Annotated in this window: 11 protein-coding genes; 6 read left to right on the forward strand and 5 right to left on the reverse strand. The window is 46.1% G+C overall.

The window, feature by feature from the left end; all coding sequences use genetic code 11:
- Window positions 1–69 precede the first annotated feature (69 nt).
- A complete protein-coding gene (gene rpoN / locus JMY08_RS10730) occupies window positions 70–1,770 on the reverse strand; it encodes an RNA polymerase factor sigma-54 (RefSeq protein WP_201593276.1) in 1,701 nt (566 codons plus the stop codon).
- Between the two features lie 404 nt (window positions 1,771–2,174).
- Here rpoN and JMY08_RS10735 point away from each other — a divergent pair, with 404 nt between their 5' ends.
- Entirely contained in the window at window positions 2,175–3,089 is a 915-nt protein-coding gene (locus JMY08_RS10735) for a nitrilase-related carbon-nitrogen hydrolase (protein WP_201593277.1), read from the forward strand.
- Between the two features lie 63 nt (window positions 3,090–3,152).
- On the opposite strand, the gene JMY08_RS10740 is transcribed toward JMY08_RS10735, so the two are convergent.
- From JMY08_RS10740 to lptM, 4 genes are all read right to left on the reverse strand, one after another.
- Window positions 3,153–4,169, reverse strand: coding sequence for a tyrosine recombinase XerC (locus tag JMY08_RS10740; RefSeq protein ID WP_201593278.1), 1,017 nt, complete (start codon window positions 4,167–4,169; stop codon window positions 3,153–3,155).
- A gap of 6 nt (window positions 4,170–4,175) precedes the next feature.
- Window positions 4,176–5,063, reverse strand: a complete 888-nt coding sequence (dapF, locus tag JMY08_RS10745) for a diaminopimelate epimerase (protein ID WP_201593279.1) — start codon at window positions 5,061–5,063, stop codon at window positions 4,176–4,178.
- 203 nt (window positions 5,064–5,266) lie between these two features.
- Window positions 5,267–6,643 carry a diaminopimelate decarboxylase gene (lysA, locus tag JMY08_RS10750; RefSeq protein WP_413786700.1) on the reverse strand — a complete coding sequence of 459 codons (1,377 nt, stop codon included), beginning with the start codon at window positions 6,641–6,643 and terminating at the stop codon, window positions 5,267–5,269.
- Window positions 6,644–6,737: 94 nt separating this feature from the next.
- A complete protein-coding gene (gene lptM / locus JMY08_RS10755; RefSeq protein WP_201593281.1) occupies window positions 6,738–7,052 on the reverse strand; it encodes an LPS translocon maturation chaperone LptM in 315 nt (104 codons plus the stop codon).
- Between the two features lie 854 nt (window positions 7,053–7,906).
- Between lptM and JMY08_RS10760 the strand changes: the two genes are divergently transcribed.
- The 5 genes from JMY08_RS10760 to JMY08_RS10780 all read left to right on the forward strand — a co-directional run bounded on the left by JMY08_RS10760 (window position 7,907) and on the right by JMY08_RS10780 (window position 14,209).
- Window positions 7,907–9,139, forward strand: coding sequence for an acetate/propionate family kinase (locus JMY08_RS10760; RefSeq protein WP_201593283.1), 1,233 nt, complete (start codon window positions 7,907–7,909; stop codon window positions 9,137–9,139).
- 132 nt (window positions 9,140–9,271) lie between these two features.
- On the forward strand, window positions 9,272–11,419 hold the full coding sequence (pta, locus tag JMY08_RS10765; RefSeq protein WP_201593285.1) for a phosphate acetyltransferase: 2,148 nt from the start codon (window positions 9,272–9,274) through the stop codon (window positions 11,417–11,419).
- A gap of 336 nt (window positions 11,420–11,755) precedes the next feature.
- Entirely contained in the window at window positions 11,756–12,679 is a 924-nt protein-coding gene (locus tag JMY08_RS10770) for a nicotinate-nicotinamide nucleotide adenylyltransferase (protein ID WP_201593287.1), read from the forward strand.
- Window positions 12,680–12,808: 129 nt separating this feature from the next.
- Window positions 12,809–13,222 (forward strand): ribosome silencing factor, encoded by a 414-nt coding sequence (gene rsfS / locus JMY08_RS10775; protein ID WP_010195955.1) that lies wholly within the window; start codon window positions 12,809–12,811, stop codon window positions 13,220–13,222.
- A 213-nt stretch (window positions 13,223–13,435) separates the two neighbouring features.
- Window positions 13,436–14,209: an MOSC domain-containing protein gene (locus JMY08_RS10780; RefSeq protein WP_201593328.1), complete on the forward strand. Its 774-nt coding sequence runs from the start codon at window positions 13,436–13,438 to the stop codon at window positions 14,207–14,209.
- Window positions 14,210–14,232: the final 23 nt, after the last annotated feature.

Here is a 14,232-nt window from a genome sequence, read left to right on the forward strand (position 1 = left end):
TTTTTATATTTATAATTAGGTATATTGAAATTTTCCTGACTTTGAGGATAAGTCATTGAATTATGACAATTAATATTTTTGTTTGCGCTGGGCAGATGAGCCAATATTCATCGCTTCACGATATTTGGCCACCGTTCGGCGAGCAATATCGATACCTTCAGAAAGCAGCTGATCTTTTATGCGATTGTCAGACAGCGGTTTTTTGGGGTCTTCATCCGCTATCAGCTTCTTAATCATCGCGCTGATAGCCGTCGAGGAGATGTCGCCATCGCTACTACTGACATGCGATGAGAAGAAATGCTTGAGTGAAAACAAGCCTTGCGGTGTCAAAATGCTTTTGCTAGTGGTCAAACGCGAGACGGTCGATTCGTGTAAATCAACCTCTTCAGCGATGACTTTTAGGATAAGCGGTTGCATGGCAGTCGCGCCGTGCTGCAAAAACTCTTGCTGATAGCGCACGATACTGGTCGCTACCTTTAACAGGTTTTGATTGCGCTCTTCGATACTACGAATAAACAGCCGCGCATCGGTGAGATTTTCACGCAAATATTGATTGTCAGGGCTGTCATCGCCACGTTTGACCAAATTGGCATATTCTTGATTGACCCGTAGTTTTGGTAATGTCTCAGGGTTCAGTCGTACCTGCCAGCCATCTATTTGTGCAGTAGCATTGGCTCTATTGCTATTATTGGTGTTCTGAGTATTGTGGCGACGAATAGGCGTGACTAGCACATCAGGAATGTCATAACTGGCAGGCGGTTGAGCGTAATCTGGCTGATTACTTTGAAACAGCAAACCTGGCGAAGGGTTTAAGCTGCGTAATAGAGTGAGCGCAGGGGTAATATGCTCAGGTGCCAACCCTGTCCGTTCAGTCAGCGCTTTGATATTATTACTGACTAAATGCTCACTGGCGGACAATAGCGCTTGCGCCTCTTTGAGATAGTCAGTATCAGCATCGAGCTTGACCAGCTGAATCGCTAGACACTCACTTAAATTGCGCGCACCGACGCCCAATGGATCGCACGATTGAATAACGCGCAGTACCGCCATGACTTCATCATGCTCAACGCGCTCCTCCCATTGATAAAAGCTTGCCATGGTCTCAAAGCTTTGTAATAGCTCATCAATATCAAGGCGCACAAAACCCATATCATCCATCGAGTCCATCAGATATTCTGCAATCAGCATGTCCGTCTCTGAGAGACGCTTAAAGTTAAGCTGCCAACGCACATGATCCTGTATCGTGGCGCAAGTAGCGCCTTGATAGCGATCAAACTCATCGTAATCTGATTTTGCTAAAGCACTAGAAGCACTGCCAGCACTAAAATGACTGGCATCAAAACGGTCAGTATCAAAGCGACTATCGTCATCACTGTCTAACGCTTGATAATCTGTCGCACCCTCATCGATACCTGACTGCTGTAGTTTATCGAAGCTATCCGCTGAACCATCACTGTAATCGCCCGTACTATCGTCGTCATAGCTGGAAGTAGTAGATGAGGCGGTAAATGAATCAGCGCCAGCAGCTTGGTTCCAAGTATCGAGGGTTAATGGCTCGCTAAAGTCATCCACCATCGTATCGTTATTGCTCTCGTATTCGTCTTCCTCATCCTCGATACGTTCAAGCAGCGGATTACTATCCAGCTTGGCCTGAACCTCTTGTGCGAGCTCAAGACTAGAGAGCTGCAACAATTTAATGGCTTGCTGCATTTGCGGGGTGAGCTTTTGTGATGTACTTAGCGTGGTCGCCAATCCGAACGACATACTCATAGGTAGCTTATTACACTCCAATCGTGGTGATATAGTCTATAGTTAATCCTGTATAAATCAGATACAGCGTTTGGCTTGCTTAGCCTACTGTTTGTAGCACTTCCAATCGCCTGCTTTGTATCTAAATTATGTTGAACCAACTATATGTTATGCTGATTAAGGTCGTGAGTTCATATTATCAGGTCATGACGATAGCATTTTTTGCCACAATTTTGCTATGATAATTTATACCCCATGCGCACGAGCTTTTAATACCTTTTTTATAAAAATACCGAGATACAGATTTTACTGCCTGAATGAATCAAGATTTCAGCACATATAACCTGTTAATAATGACAAGCTTATTATGATAAGAAAGATGAGATAAGCGCCTTGTCAGCTCAAGAATAACTGAGGAGCAAACTATGAATAATCCTATAAATAATACGCAATTCACCATTGCTGCGATCCAAATGAACAGTCAGCAAAACACGGATAACAACTTAGCAGATATAAAAGCCGCCATCATTGATGCCCGTGCCCAAGGTGCTCAGCTGGTTGTGCTACCAGAAAACTGCTGCAGCATGGGTGAGCAGTTTGCCACTGCTGAGCAATTTGATGCACTATCAGCGACGTTGGCGGATTACGCTCGTACCTACGGTATTTATCTGCTGGTCGGCTCTCTGCCCTGTGTTTATCGCCCAGATGGCATGGTCGTACCTGATGGTAGATTGCGTCAAGTCAGCCAGTTATTTGCCCCTGATGGCAAAAGGGTTGCACGCTATGACAAAATTCATTTATTTACAGCGACGGTGGCAGATAAGCAAGGCAACTATAATGAAGCCGCCACGTTTGAGCCGGGCACACAAACCGTCATCGCACCGATTGAGGTAAATGATGCCGTGTATCAATTGGGGATGATGGTTTGCTTTGATTTGCGTTTCCCCGCCTTGGCGCAGCGTTTGCGGCAAGCGGGTGCTGACATATTGAGCGCGCCGTCAGCCTTTACTTATTTGACGGGGCAAGCACATTGGTCGCTGTTGCTGCGTGCGCGTGCGCTAGACAGTCAATGTATGGTGATTGGCGCGGCACAAGGCGGTGACCATCTCTATAAAAATGGGAGTACACGGCAGACGTGGGGACATACCGCCATCACCGCTTTTGATGGCACTATTATAAATAGTTATGATGATAGTGCACTGAGTAAGCAGGCTATGGGCAAAGAAGCTGTTGTTCAAGAACGGCAAAATTATGAAATCGTCTTGGCAACTTTTGATAAGGCTGCCCAAGCGCAAGGTCGGCAAAAGATGCCCATCTTTGACTGCCATCGTTTGGCCTAAAGGTAGCGCTGGTTTGTTTTAGAAGAAAGCTTTTAGAACTTTAGACTTTATAAAATTTATATTCTACATTGAGTCTTTGTCATTTTGCGCATGAGTCGCGCGCGGATGGGCGCGATCATAGACTTGCGTAAGCTTAGCAAAATCCACATGGGTATAAATTTGTGTGGTGCTAATGTCGCTATGCCCAAGCATCTCTTGTACCGCTCGCAAGTCACCGCTGCCCGACAGCATGTGCGAGGCAAAGCAATGGCGCAATAGATGCGGATACATATTTTGTGCGATACCCGCACGGGTAGCAGCGACCTTTAAGCGTTGTTGCACTGCTCGCGTTGACAAGCGTGTGCCCAATTTTTCACTGATAAATAATGCGGTGTCCATCTGCTCTACCCACAGGTTACGATGCGGTAGATAGCGCGTAATCGCTTCTGCTGCTTTGACGCCCAATGGTACTAGGCGCGTCTTATTGCCTTTACCTGTCACTCGTACCCGCAAATCAGACAAATCCACATCTGCCATATCTAGGGCGACCAACTCGCCGACACGTAGACCGCTGCTATAAAGCAGTTCAAACATCGCTTTATCACGCAACCATAAGCGCGCTTGCTCCGGCGTATCAGGGATTTCTTGATCCAGTAATTGCGTCAGTAAGTCCACGTCAGCGATCGACGGTAGTGGTCGAGGACTGCGCTTAAGCTGATAGCCGGTTGTTGGATTGATACGTGCTAAATCCTCTTCGATCAGCCACCCATAAAAATGGCGGATGGCGGACAGCTCTTGCTGGACACTAGCAAGTGCTAGCTTATCTTCATCGAGTCGTTGACTGATATGCTGGGCAAGTTGGCGCTTATCACAGCGCGTCCACGTCAAGCGCTTGCCGCGTAAAAACAGAGCCAGTTGGTTCAGCCCCGCAAAATAAGCGGTCAATGTATGAGGTGAATGATTGCGCACTGACAAAGTGTTTAGCCAACGATGCACAGGTGCGAGCAGCTCTCGTAACGCAGCATCGGACTCGATAGTGGCCGCCAGCTCGACTGATAGCCATGATTTTGACTTAGAATCTACTGTAGGCGCGGTCGTCATTGTCTATTAGCCTTCTGGATTGGGCTTGATGCCCGCTTGCGCCATCAGACCATCTGGGCTAAATACGCCCTCGTAGACAAATGCCGTTGGCCCCGTCATCATGACCGAATAGCCCGGCTGCCATTTGATAATCATGCTACCGCCATAGAGCTGTGCGCGCACATCTTCGCCTTCATCGAGCCAGCCTTCACGGATACCGACCGCCACTGCCGCACATGCGCCAGTACCACAAGCTTGGGTCTCGCCGACACCGCGCTCATAGACACGTAGACGAATATGACGCTGGTTCATCACTTGCATGAAGCCGACATTGACACGGTCGGGAAATGCCGGATGTGACTCAATGGCTTTGCCCAAAGTTTCAACATCGGCATCGAGTACGTTGTCGACTTTTATAACGGCATGCGGGTTGCCCATATTGGCAACATAAAGCTGTACAGGCGTTCCATTAACGTCTAGATGATAAGTGTTTTGAATTTTGGTGGTGGCTCTCGGAGTAAATGGAATCTCGTTTGGCTCAAATTTCGGCTTGCCCATATCGACTTCTACCCAACCATAACGATCAGTGGTCAAAGAAATAATACCGCTCGCTGTCTCAACACGCAGACGCTGCTTAAATGACAGTTTACGTGCTTGCACAAAACGTGCAAAACAACGTGCGCCATTGCCACACTGCTCGACCTCGGTGCCATCAGTATTAAAAATACGATAACCAAAATCGACATCAGGGCGCATGGGCGGTTCAACCACGAGCAATTGATCGAAGCCAATGCCCAAATGACGATCACCCAACAACTGCACCAAATCCTTGGTTAATTCTAAGCGCTGGGTCACCAAATCGATGACCATAAAATCATTGCCCAGACCATGCATTTTTGTAAATTCTATGAGCATATCCTTGAGTCCTATCCTATTTTTATGTATGTGTTATATTAGCACGCTGTCAGATACAATCATAATTATCACCGCTATCAAATACTAAGTTATATTTATCCTTTAAAACCAATATCTTGATAAAGCTCTGCTATAAAAAAACCCACTATCAGTACGATAGTGGGTTTTTTTATATTCAAATGTCATGGCAGACATTAATAATATTACTCGGCTTGCCACAGCGTTTCGTCTGCATATAACGCTTCAATGGTTTCGCGTTTGCGAATCAGCTGATGGCGATCATTAGCCACCATGACCTCACTAGCACGCGGACGCGAATTATAATTGCTACTCATGGTAAAGCCATAAGCACCAGCGCCCGTTATCGCTAAAACATCACCTGTAGCAAGCGACAACAAACGGTCTTTCGCTAAGAAATCCCCTGTTTCGCAGATAGCACCAACGATATCCCACGGCTGCGTACCGTCACTATCTAGACCATTCTGCGGTAATGTTTCAGGAATCACAGCCATTTCAGCTTGGTATAAAGCTGGACGAATCAAATCGTTCATCGCGGCATCAACAATGGCAAAATTCTTATGCTCGGTTGGCTTTAATACGTCAACTGTGGTCAATAAGATACCGGCATTGGCCACAATACTACGACCCGGCTCAAAGAATACCGTCAGGCCAAGCGCGCTTAATTTAGGCAATAACGCCTCGGCAAACTCATCGATAGTCACAGGCGTTTCATCAATATAACGCACCCCTAAGCCGCCGCCCAAATCGATATGGAGTAGCTCGATACCTTTGTCGCGCAGGCTATGCACCAGTTCAATGATTTTATCGAGCGCGGCAACAAATGGCTCAACCTCAGTCAACTGCGAGCCAATATGACAATCAATTCCGACGATATCGATATGCGACAGTTCTGCCGCTTGCTGATAGACAGCAGCCGCATCTTCATGGGCGATGCCGAATTTGTTGTCTTTTAAACCTGTTGAGATGTACGGATGGGTGTTGGCATCGACATCTGGATTGACCCGTAGTGATATCGGCGCAGGCTTATCAAGTGACTTTGCGACTTCATTGATTAAGGTCAGCTCGCTAATCGACTCGACATTGAAGCAACCAATACCTTGGGTCAGTGCATATTCGATATCACCGCGAGTTTTACCCACGCCGGAGAATACCACGCGCGCAGCTTCGCCACCTGCTGCCAACACTCGCATCAGCTCGCCACGCGAGACAATATCAAACCCTGCACCCGCTTGCGCTAGGATACCGAGCACGGCTAGATTAGAGTTGGCCTTAACCGCATAACAAACTTGATGCTTTAGACTAGAAAAGCTATCCGTATAGGCTTGATAGACGTCTAATATCGCCTGTTTTGAGTAAACATAACAAGGCGTGCCATAATGCTTGGCCAACGCTGCGACACTAACTTGCTCCATATATAAAGCGTCGTCGCGATAGTGTAGTGCTGGTAAGTGGGCAGTTAAAGCGTTAGGGTCGATATATAACCCTTGCTCAGTCTGGGTGGTGACTGACTCACCAATAGTAACATCGGTTACGCCTGCGTGTTGCTCAGAATGACTCATATAAACATCTCTAATTTCATCAGGTTATCAAGGGTAAAGGTTGTCGGTTGCGGCGAGCAAGAACGGCTCTTTGACAAACAATTTTTCTATAAAATTAATAATCGTTAATATCGGTACTCGGCTCAGGCAATACTTGCTGCTGTTCTAGGTAGCGCGTTTTTTGATAGTCATCATCATCGACACTAGCGAAGGCAGCGTCTTGTGGATTGCTGGTACTGTCGATTTTATCGGTACTCTCTTGCACGGTCTGGCTACTGGAGTCTACTAAATACAAATCGCCTTTTTGCCCGCAGCCTGACAAGCCCAACATCATGGTACTGCCAATAATGAAAGTATAGAAGACACGGCGGCTACTGCTAACCAATACGTTAGTAGACTCAGACTTGGAGAAATGGGATTTAATAAACATAGAATAGATGACCTTTAACATTGCAATGGTGTGGAGGCGCTAAGAGCAAGCAGTATTGGGGCTTATCTTCAATTCAATCGATAGTCATCTAAATGGGCTAAAAATGGCTAAATCTTGCCCAACATCGTCAAATAGCTGGTTAATATCCCGATATTATCTGCGCTATTTTTCTTGTTTGACGGCAATTTATCTCATTTTTATCACCATTTTTGAAATGAAGACACGCCCTAGTAAAAACCAAATTAAAAATCGAGCACCAAAACAGGAGGATACGACAAGGTTTTAATCATAGCATTATTCTATAAAGCTGTGCGCATAGTGGCTATTAATAATGACCATTCATAATGGCTATTCATAGTAATTGTGAATCACTCAAAAATTTATTAAGCGTTGGTATTATTTTGAGGGGTTACTTTATTTTGGATGTACTACATTACCTTTAGAACTATTACGAGAGCACCATTTTAGTTAGCAAATAGCGATTTGGCAGCTTTTTGACAAACTTTCTTACAATTTATATTGCTCATGGTTTTAGTGCTTTAGCAGCTATTAAACCCCAATGATACTCGGTGCACAGTTGTATTTATTACACGCTAAGTACTGAATTTAAACCTTATCGTGGTCGTGGTATAAGCAAAAAAATATGTTACATTATAGCCCGACCTTGCAGCTGTGACGAGCGCGCTAGCAAGCGCCTCATCGACACTCGACAAGTATGGCCGTGCAAGAATGACCAAAATCAGCCCTATTTTTGTTTGACGGATGTCAGCATGAATACGGCTGGTTTTTGTTTATTTAACCCGTGTTAATCTATAATGATTCAACACTTATAAAATATAATCTAAGGATAGAGTATGAGCGCCAGCCTGACCACCACTTTTGATGATAAAAACTCTGACACATCAACCCTGACCAGTCCTACTTTAGTCCTTAATTGTGGCTCTTCTTCTATCAAATACGCATTGATTAGTGATGACAACTCTACTCGTATTACTGGTCTTGCCGAAAACTTAGGTCTGGATACTGCCCGTATCAAACACACCACTCTAAATGGCGAAAAACTCGAAATCTCTATCCCGGGTGGTCGTCATAAATTGGCGCTACAAAAAATCCTTGAGCTATTAGAGCAGTACCATTTCATCGCGGTCGGTCATCGCGTGGTACATGGTGGCCGTGAATACTCAGCAGCTGTGCGAGTCGACGATCATGCACTCGCAGAAGTCAAACGCCTCAAGATACTGGCACCACTACACAATCCTGCCAATGCGTTGGGTATCGAAGCGGTGCAAGCCATTTATCCTGATATGCCGCAAGTTGTGGTGTTTGATACCGCCTTTCACCAAACGATGCCGCCCGTTGCGTTTCGTTATGCCCTGCCAAAGTACCTGTACGAAGAACACAAAATCCGTCGTTATGGTTTTCATGGCACCTCTCATGCCTATGTCTCAGAGCGTACCAGCCAAATCACGGAGTCTAAAGGGCCACATGGTTGGCTAACAGCACATCTCGGTAATGGCTGCTCGGTGGCTGCCGTATACGATGGCAAGAGTCTCGATACCAGTATGGGTCTGACCCCACTCGAAGGTCTGATGATGGGTACGCGTAGCGGTGATGTCGATCCTAGCTTGCACATGCATCTAAAGCGTCAACTCGGTATAAGCCTAGAAGAGACTGATAAAATGCTCAATAGTGACAGTGGACTGCTGGGCATATCAGGCTTATCTAACGATTTGCGTACTATCGAGCAAGCAGCCAGTGAAGGTCATAAAGACGCGCAACTTGCGATCGAGATGTTCTGCTACCGCGCTGGTAAATACCTTGCCAGCTTGAGCTGTGCGCTACCGGAGTTTACTGGTATCGTCTTTACCGGTGGTATCGGTGAAAACTCAGTGACCACGCGTGCCAGCATCTTAGCAGTGATGCGTCATTTTGGTATCAAAATAGATGCGGACAAAAACGCGGATTTATCCCGTGGTAAAGAAGGCAGCTTCCATGCAGATGACAGTAGTATTGAGCTGTGGGTCGTACCAACGGATGAAGAATACCGTATCGCGCAAGAGACGCGTCAGGCCTTGAATTTGGTATAAGCCTATTTAGATATTATACTCAGCGTTTATCATTCTTGATGGTTATAAAAAACATAGAATAAAACGCTCAGTATTTTTTATGCTGCCAATAATAAATCGAAGTCTAAAACAAAATAAATCGTAGGAAACCTTATGCAAACCATTTTACTTGTTCCCATCAGTCGCGGTATCGGTGTGACATCGGCTGCGCTTGGATTGATTCGGGCGTTTGACTATAACGGTATAAAAGCGGGCTTTATGAAGCCGTTTTTGCAAGATGACACCCTTGATAAACAACACAGCTTGGACAGCTCAAGTGCGTTGGCCATGCATGCCTTTGGTCTAAAGCCACCCAAATCTATCAGCCGTCAGCACGTCGAGCGCATGATCGGCGATGACAACCTCGATGATTTAATGGAAGAAGTCGTCGGCAATTATCATACGCTCGGCGATGATTATGATGTGGTCATCTGCGAAGGTTTGGTACCGACCACCGAGACCTCTTATGCCTCACAAATCAACCGAGCAATCGCTCACGCTTTGGATGCCAAGATTATATTTGTCAGTACCGCTGACATCAGCAAACCTGCCTATTTAGCAGACAAACTGGATGTGCACGCCCGTGAGTTCGGTGGTGTCATCGATTCGCGTACGTTAGGCGTGATTTTGATGCGTGTGCAAGATGTGCCCAACACTTTTGACAATCAACCTGTCGCACCTGGGGAAGCCGTCGTCAGCTTGGACCCGAACTTTATGCAAGAGGTTCAGCGCTTATCGCCTTCGTTCAATACCGAAGCGTTTCGCCTTATCGGTGTGGTACCCTTTAGTGACTCACTATCTGTGCCGCGTACATGGGATATTGCTACAGAGCTTGATGCCACATGGCTAAATGTTGGGGAAGCTAAAACACGTCGCATCAACCGTATCAGCCTAACGGCGCGCTCAGTGTCACGCGTCAATGAAGTCTTTAAGCGTGGCACCTTAATCGTGGTGCCGGGTGATCGTGATGACTTGCTGCTGGCCGCTGGATTGGCCTGTATCAATGGGATTCCACTGGCAGGCTTGGTATTGACTGGCGGTATCACACCCAGCCCGACGGTTACAGAGCTTTGGCATTCAGCGCTCAAAACTGGCATCCCTGTCATGAGTGTCGAAAGCGACAGCTATGAGACGGTACAGAGCCTTGTACACATGAGCTCTGAGATTCCAAGCGATGATATTGATCGCGCTGAAGAAGTGGCTCGTTATGTGGCTGCGCACTTGGATCTAAGCTGGATTAAGGAATACTTTAGCCGCAATCATGAGCCGCGCTTGTCACCTTCTGCATTTCGCCATCAGTTGGTCAAAAAATCCCAGCAAGCCAAAAAACGCATCGTGCTACCAGAAGGTTCTGAACCACGTACTGTAGAAGCTGCCTGCATCTGCCAAAGCCGTGGCATCGCTAACTGTGTACTGCTTGCCAAGCGTAGCGATGTCGAGCAAGTCGCCAAAAACCGTGATTTGACGCTGCCTGAAGGTCTAGAAATCATCGACCCTGACAGCCTCGACATGAGCAAATATATCGCCGCCATCGTTGAGCGCCGCAAGGGTAAAACATCCGAAGATGTCGCTGCCGAATACCTAAAGGACACCGTGTACTTGGGTACCATTATGCTTCAGTTAGATGAAGTCGACGGTCTGGTTTCAGGTGCGATTCATACGACTGCCAATACGGTACGCCCAGCATTTCAGTTAATCAAAACCGCGCCGCAGTATTCCTTAGTATCGTCAGTCTTTTTTATGCTATTGCCTGAGCAAGTGGTGGTCTATGGTGACTGTGCGATCAACCCTGATCCCAATGCTGAAGAGCTGGCAGAGATTGCTATCCAGTCGGCTCAGTCTGCCGCAGCCTTTGGTATCGATCCAAAAGTCGCGATGATCAGCTACTCGACTGGCTCATCAGGCACAGGCGCGGATGTCGAAAAAGTCGCCCGTGCGACTCAAATCGTCCGCGAGCGTGCGCCAAATCTAAAAGTCGACGGCCCACTACAGTACGACGCGGCCTCTGTCATGAGTGTCGGCAAGCAAAAAGCACCAGACTCACCTGTCGCGGGACAAGCCAATGTCTTTATCTTCCCAGATCTTAATACGGGCAATACCACTTATAAAGCAGTACAACGTAGCGCCAACGTCATCAGTGTTGGGCCGATGCTACAAGGCTTAAATAAACCAGTAAACGATCTATCACGTGGTGCCTTGGTCGATGATATTATCTATACCATCGCGCTAACTGCTATCCAAGCCCATAGCGACTTAATTTAAGCGACTTGATTTAAGCATCACACGGTTTTCTGATTAAAATTTTAATGATTAGCAGTATATAACACAGCCGACTGTCACTATGATGGTCGGCTTTTTATTGCCATTTTAATGACAGACGCTCCGTTGCCCACTACAATAGCGCTATAGTCAGGTCAATATAAAAAATAGACAGTGTGACTGATATAAATTTTTTGTAGCCTCTGTCTGCGTAGGCACAGCAAGCAAGAAAAATTTGTACCAGTCACGCATTATAATGTCGTGTATCTATTTTATTTAGTATCGACTATTTTTAATCCATCATAACGTTTTTTTACTGACCATTTGACCCGTTTATTTATGCCAAACCTTACCAATGACCGCCTTGCAGAAAATACTGCCCCTGCCATTCGTGCCTACTTGGGTGGCTCATTTGATCCCGTACACAAGGGTCATCTGCAAATGGCGATGTACGTCTACCAGCATTTATTGCCAATAGCGAAGCAGCAACAGCGCGCACTGCATGTGTCCTTACTGCCCAATGCCCGCTCGCCTTTTAAAAATGAAAGCACCAACCCTAAGCACCGTCTGGCAATGCTAAAGCTCGCAACACTTAATACCCCATTACAGATTGATGAGCTGGAGCTGTGGCAAGCACCGCCCGTCTATACTATCGATAGCGTCCGCACGTTACGGCAGCGCTATCCGCATGACAGCTTGATATTTATTATGGGGATGGACAGTGCACGGAGCTTAGATAAATGGAAAGACGGACTCAAGCTGACGGATTATGTCGACCTCTGGGTTTTTAACCGTGGTGGCTTTTCTGACAGTGATGACCATCTTTTTGACATCAATACACATCTTGCTGATAAAAAACCAGCGATGCAGACGTTAGCTAATCTACAAACCCAGCTGCACGCCCAGTTACCTATTGAAATGCAAAACAAAACAACCGACTCTCCTGCTGAACTGGTCGCGCTACCCACACCCACTCAAACTCAAGCAGATAGTGGCGTCTTGAAAAATCCTCATCAAGGTCGCATCTATATAGACCCGCGTCCTATATCGGCCATATCGAGCACTCAAATACGCCAGCAGCTACAAAAACTGGGCAATCAACCAAATATAATGCCTTCAGCCGAAGCGCAAATCACATCTATCCCGTCAATAAATGATATCATTGGCAATACTGAATCCAATCCATTCGCTAAATGGCTAAATCCTGCTATTTATCAATATATTATTGCCCATCAGCTATATTCTGCTGCTCAATTCCGTTAAAATTGTCTTATCTTTGTTTTTTGCCTATTATATCTCTATACGTCACTGCCTCTATCTGGTCAGTGCGAGATGGCAAATTGACAATTAACCTATTTATTTTAATATTTACGATTCAAGAGATTAAATTTTATGACCAACACCATGACTGAAGAACGCTTAAAAGAATGCTTAACCGTTGTAGAAACTGCGCTAGACGATATGAAAGCGAAGAACATCACTGTAATGAATGTAGAAGATTTGACAGACGTGATGGAGCGCATCGTGATCGCTGACGGTACCTCTAAGCGCCATGTACGCGCAATGGCTGACAGCGTTGGTGCTGAAGCTAAGCAAGCGGGCTTTATGCCACTTGGCCGTGAAGGCGGTATCGACTCTGACTGGACGTTGATCGATTTGGGCGCTGTTGTCGTCCATATGATGACACCACAAGCACGCGAGTTTTATGACTTAGAAGGCCTATGGTCATCACCTGAGCAGTTGGCTGAGCTGGTCGCTGTGCCACGTGAGAAGAAAACGGCCGGTCGTCGTAACAAAAACAAATAAGAGTGTTGATTACGACAATCATTCAACATTGAAAAACGTATTACCAAAAAGACCAGATGATTATTCTGGTCTTTTTTTATGTAAAAATAAGCGGCTCTGTGCCTAATAAATATTCTGAAAATGGTTAAAGATTACGCTAAGATATCAGCAACCAGTCAGCATTACTGCCTCAAAAACAACCAACCATCAGAGCGGCTTATGAGCACAGAACCGATGATATCTACGTTACCAGCAACGGCACAAAGCAAACAAGACTTTAACCAAGACTTGCCGCTACATATTGCCACCCTAACCTGTGTGCGTGCTGGCAAGTCCATGCCATTCACCCGTGAAGAAATGAGCGCCATTGATAAAGCACCTATCAAATCTTCTGTCGCCGTTAACTTTATGGGCTTAACCACTGATGAGCAAGCCGATCGCAAGCATCATGGTGGCCCGCTAAAAGCCGTGCATCAACTAGCACCTGCAACTTATGAGCATATCAATACAGAGTTTGGTCTAAAAGTGCGCGTCGGTACATTGGGCGAAAACCTCACGACCGAAGCCGTCAATGGTCTACCGGAAATGACTGAGTCTACGGTTTGCATTGGTGACGTTTATCAGTACGGTGGGCATTTTGAGAACGGTCAAGACAATAGTAATGATGGCGATTGCGTTCAGCTACGTATCGTCCAACCGCGACGCCCCTGCTACAAAATCAATGATCAAATCGGACAATTTACTAAAGTGCCAAATATCGCAGCATGGGTCAGCAAACAAGGTATCTCTGGCTGGTACTTCCAAGTCGTGACAGACGGTCTAATTAATGCGGATTTGCCAGTTTACTTGATAGAACGCCCCTATCCGTTCGCAACACTTGAGACACTGTGGCAATTGGCAAACTCAAAAGAGAAATACGATGCTGAGGTGATTGAGCCGTGGCTCGCGATTGAGTGTTTGGAGGAGAGTTGGAAAAAGGTATTGGCTAAGAAGATTCGGAAAGATTGAGTGCTATAAGTTCTAATAACGCT

This window comes from Psychrobacter sp. Pi2-51 (genome assembly GCF_904846665.1).
Classification (GTDB): Bacteria; Pseudomonadota; Gammaproteobacteria; order Pseudomonadales; family Moraxellaceae; genus Psychrobacter; species Psychrobacter glaciei.

What these genes read in the sequence shown, in the direction of transcription:
- rpoN (WP_201593276.1), bottom strand. Translation starts at nt 1,770, where the DNA reads ATGAGTATGTCGTTCGGATTGGCGACCACGCTAAGTACATCACAAAAG.
- JMY08_RS10735 (WP_201593277.1), top strand. Translation starts at nt 2,175, where the DNA reads ATGAATAATCCTATAAATAATACGCAATTCACCATTGCTGCGATCCAA.
- JMY08_RS10740 (WP_201593278.1), bottom strand. Translation starts at nt 4,169, where the DNA reads ATGACGACCGCGCCTACAGTAGATTCTAAGTCAAAATCATGGCTATCA.
- dapF (WP_201593279.1), bottom strand. Translation starts at nt 5,063, where the DNA reads ATGCTCATAGAATTTACAAAAATGCATGGTCTGGGCAATGATTTTATG.
- lysA (WP_413786700.1), bottom strand. Translation starts at nt 6,643, where the DNA reads ATGAGTCATTCTGAGCAACACGCAGGCGTAACCGATGTTACTATTGGT.
- lptM (WP_201593281.1), bottom strand. Translation starts at nt 7,052, where the DNA reads ATGTTTATTAAATCCCATTTCTCCAAGTCTGAGTCTACTAACGTATTG.
- JMY08_RS10760 (WP_201593283.1), top strand. Translation starts at nt 7,907, where the DNA reads ATGAGCGCCAGCCTGACCACCACTTTTGATGATAAAAACTCTGACACA.
- pta (WP_201593285.1), top strand. Translation starts at nt 9,272, where the DNA reads ATGCAAACCATTTTACTTGTTCCCATCAGTCGCGGTATCGGTGTGACA.
- JMY08_RS10770 (WP_201593287.1), top strand. Translation starts at nt 11,756, where the DNA reads ATGCCAAACCTTACCAATGACCGCCTTGCAGAAAATACTGCCCCTGCC.
- rsfS (WP_010195955.1), top strand. Translation starts at nt 12,809, where the DNA reads ATGACCAACACCATGACTGAAGAACGCTTAAAAGAATGCTTAACCGTT.
- JMY08_RS10780 (WP_201593328.1), top strand. Translation starts at nt 13,436, where the DNA reads ATGATATCTACGTTACCAGCAACGGCACAAAGCAAACAAGACTTTAAC.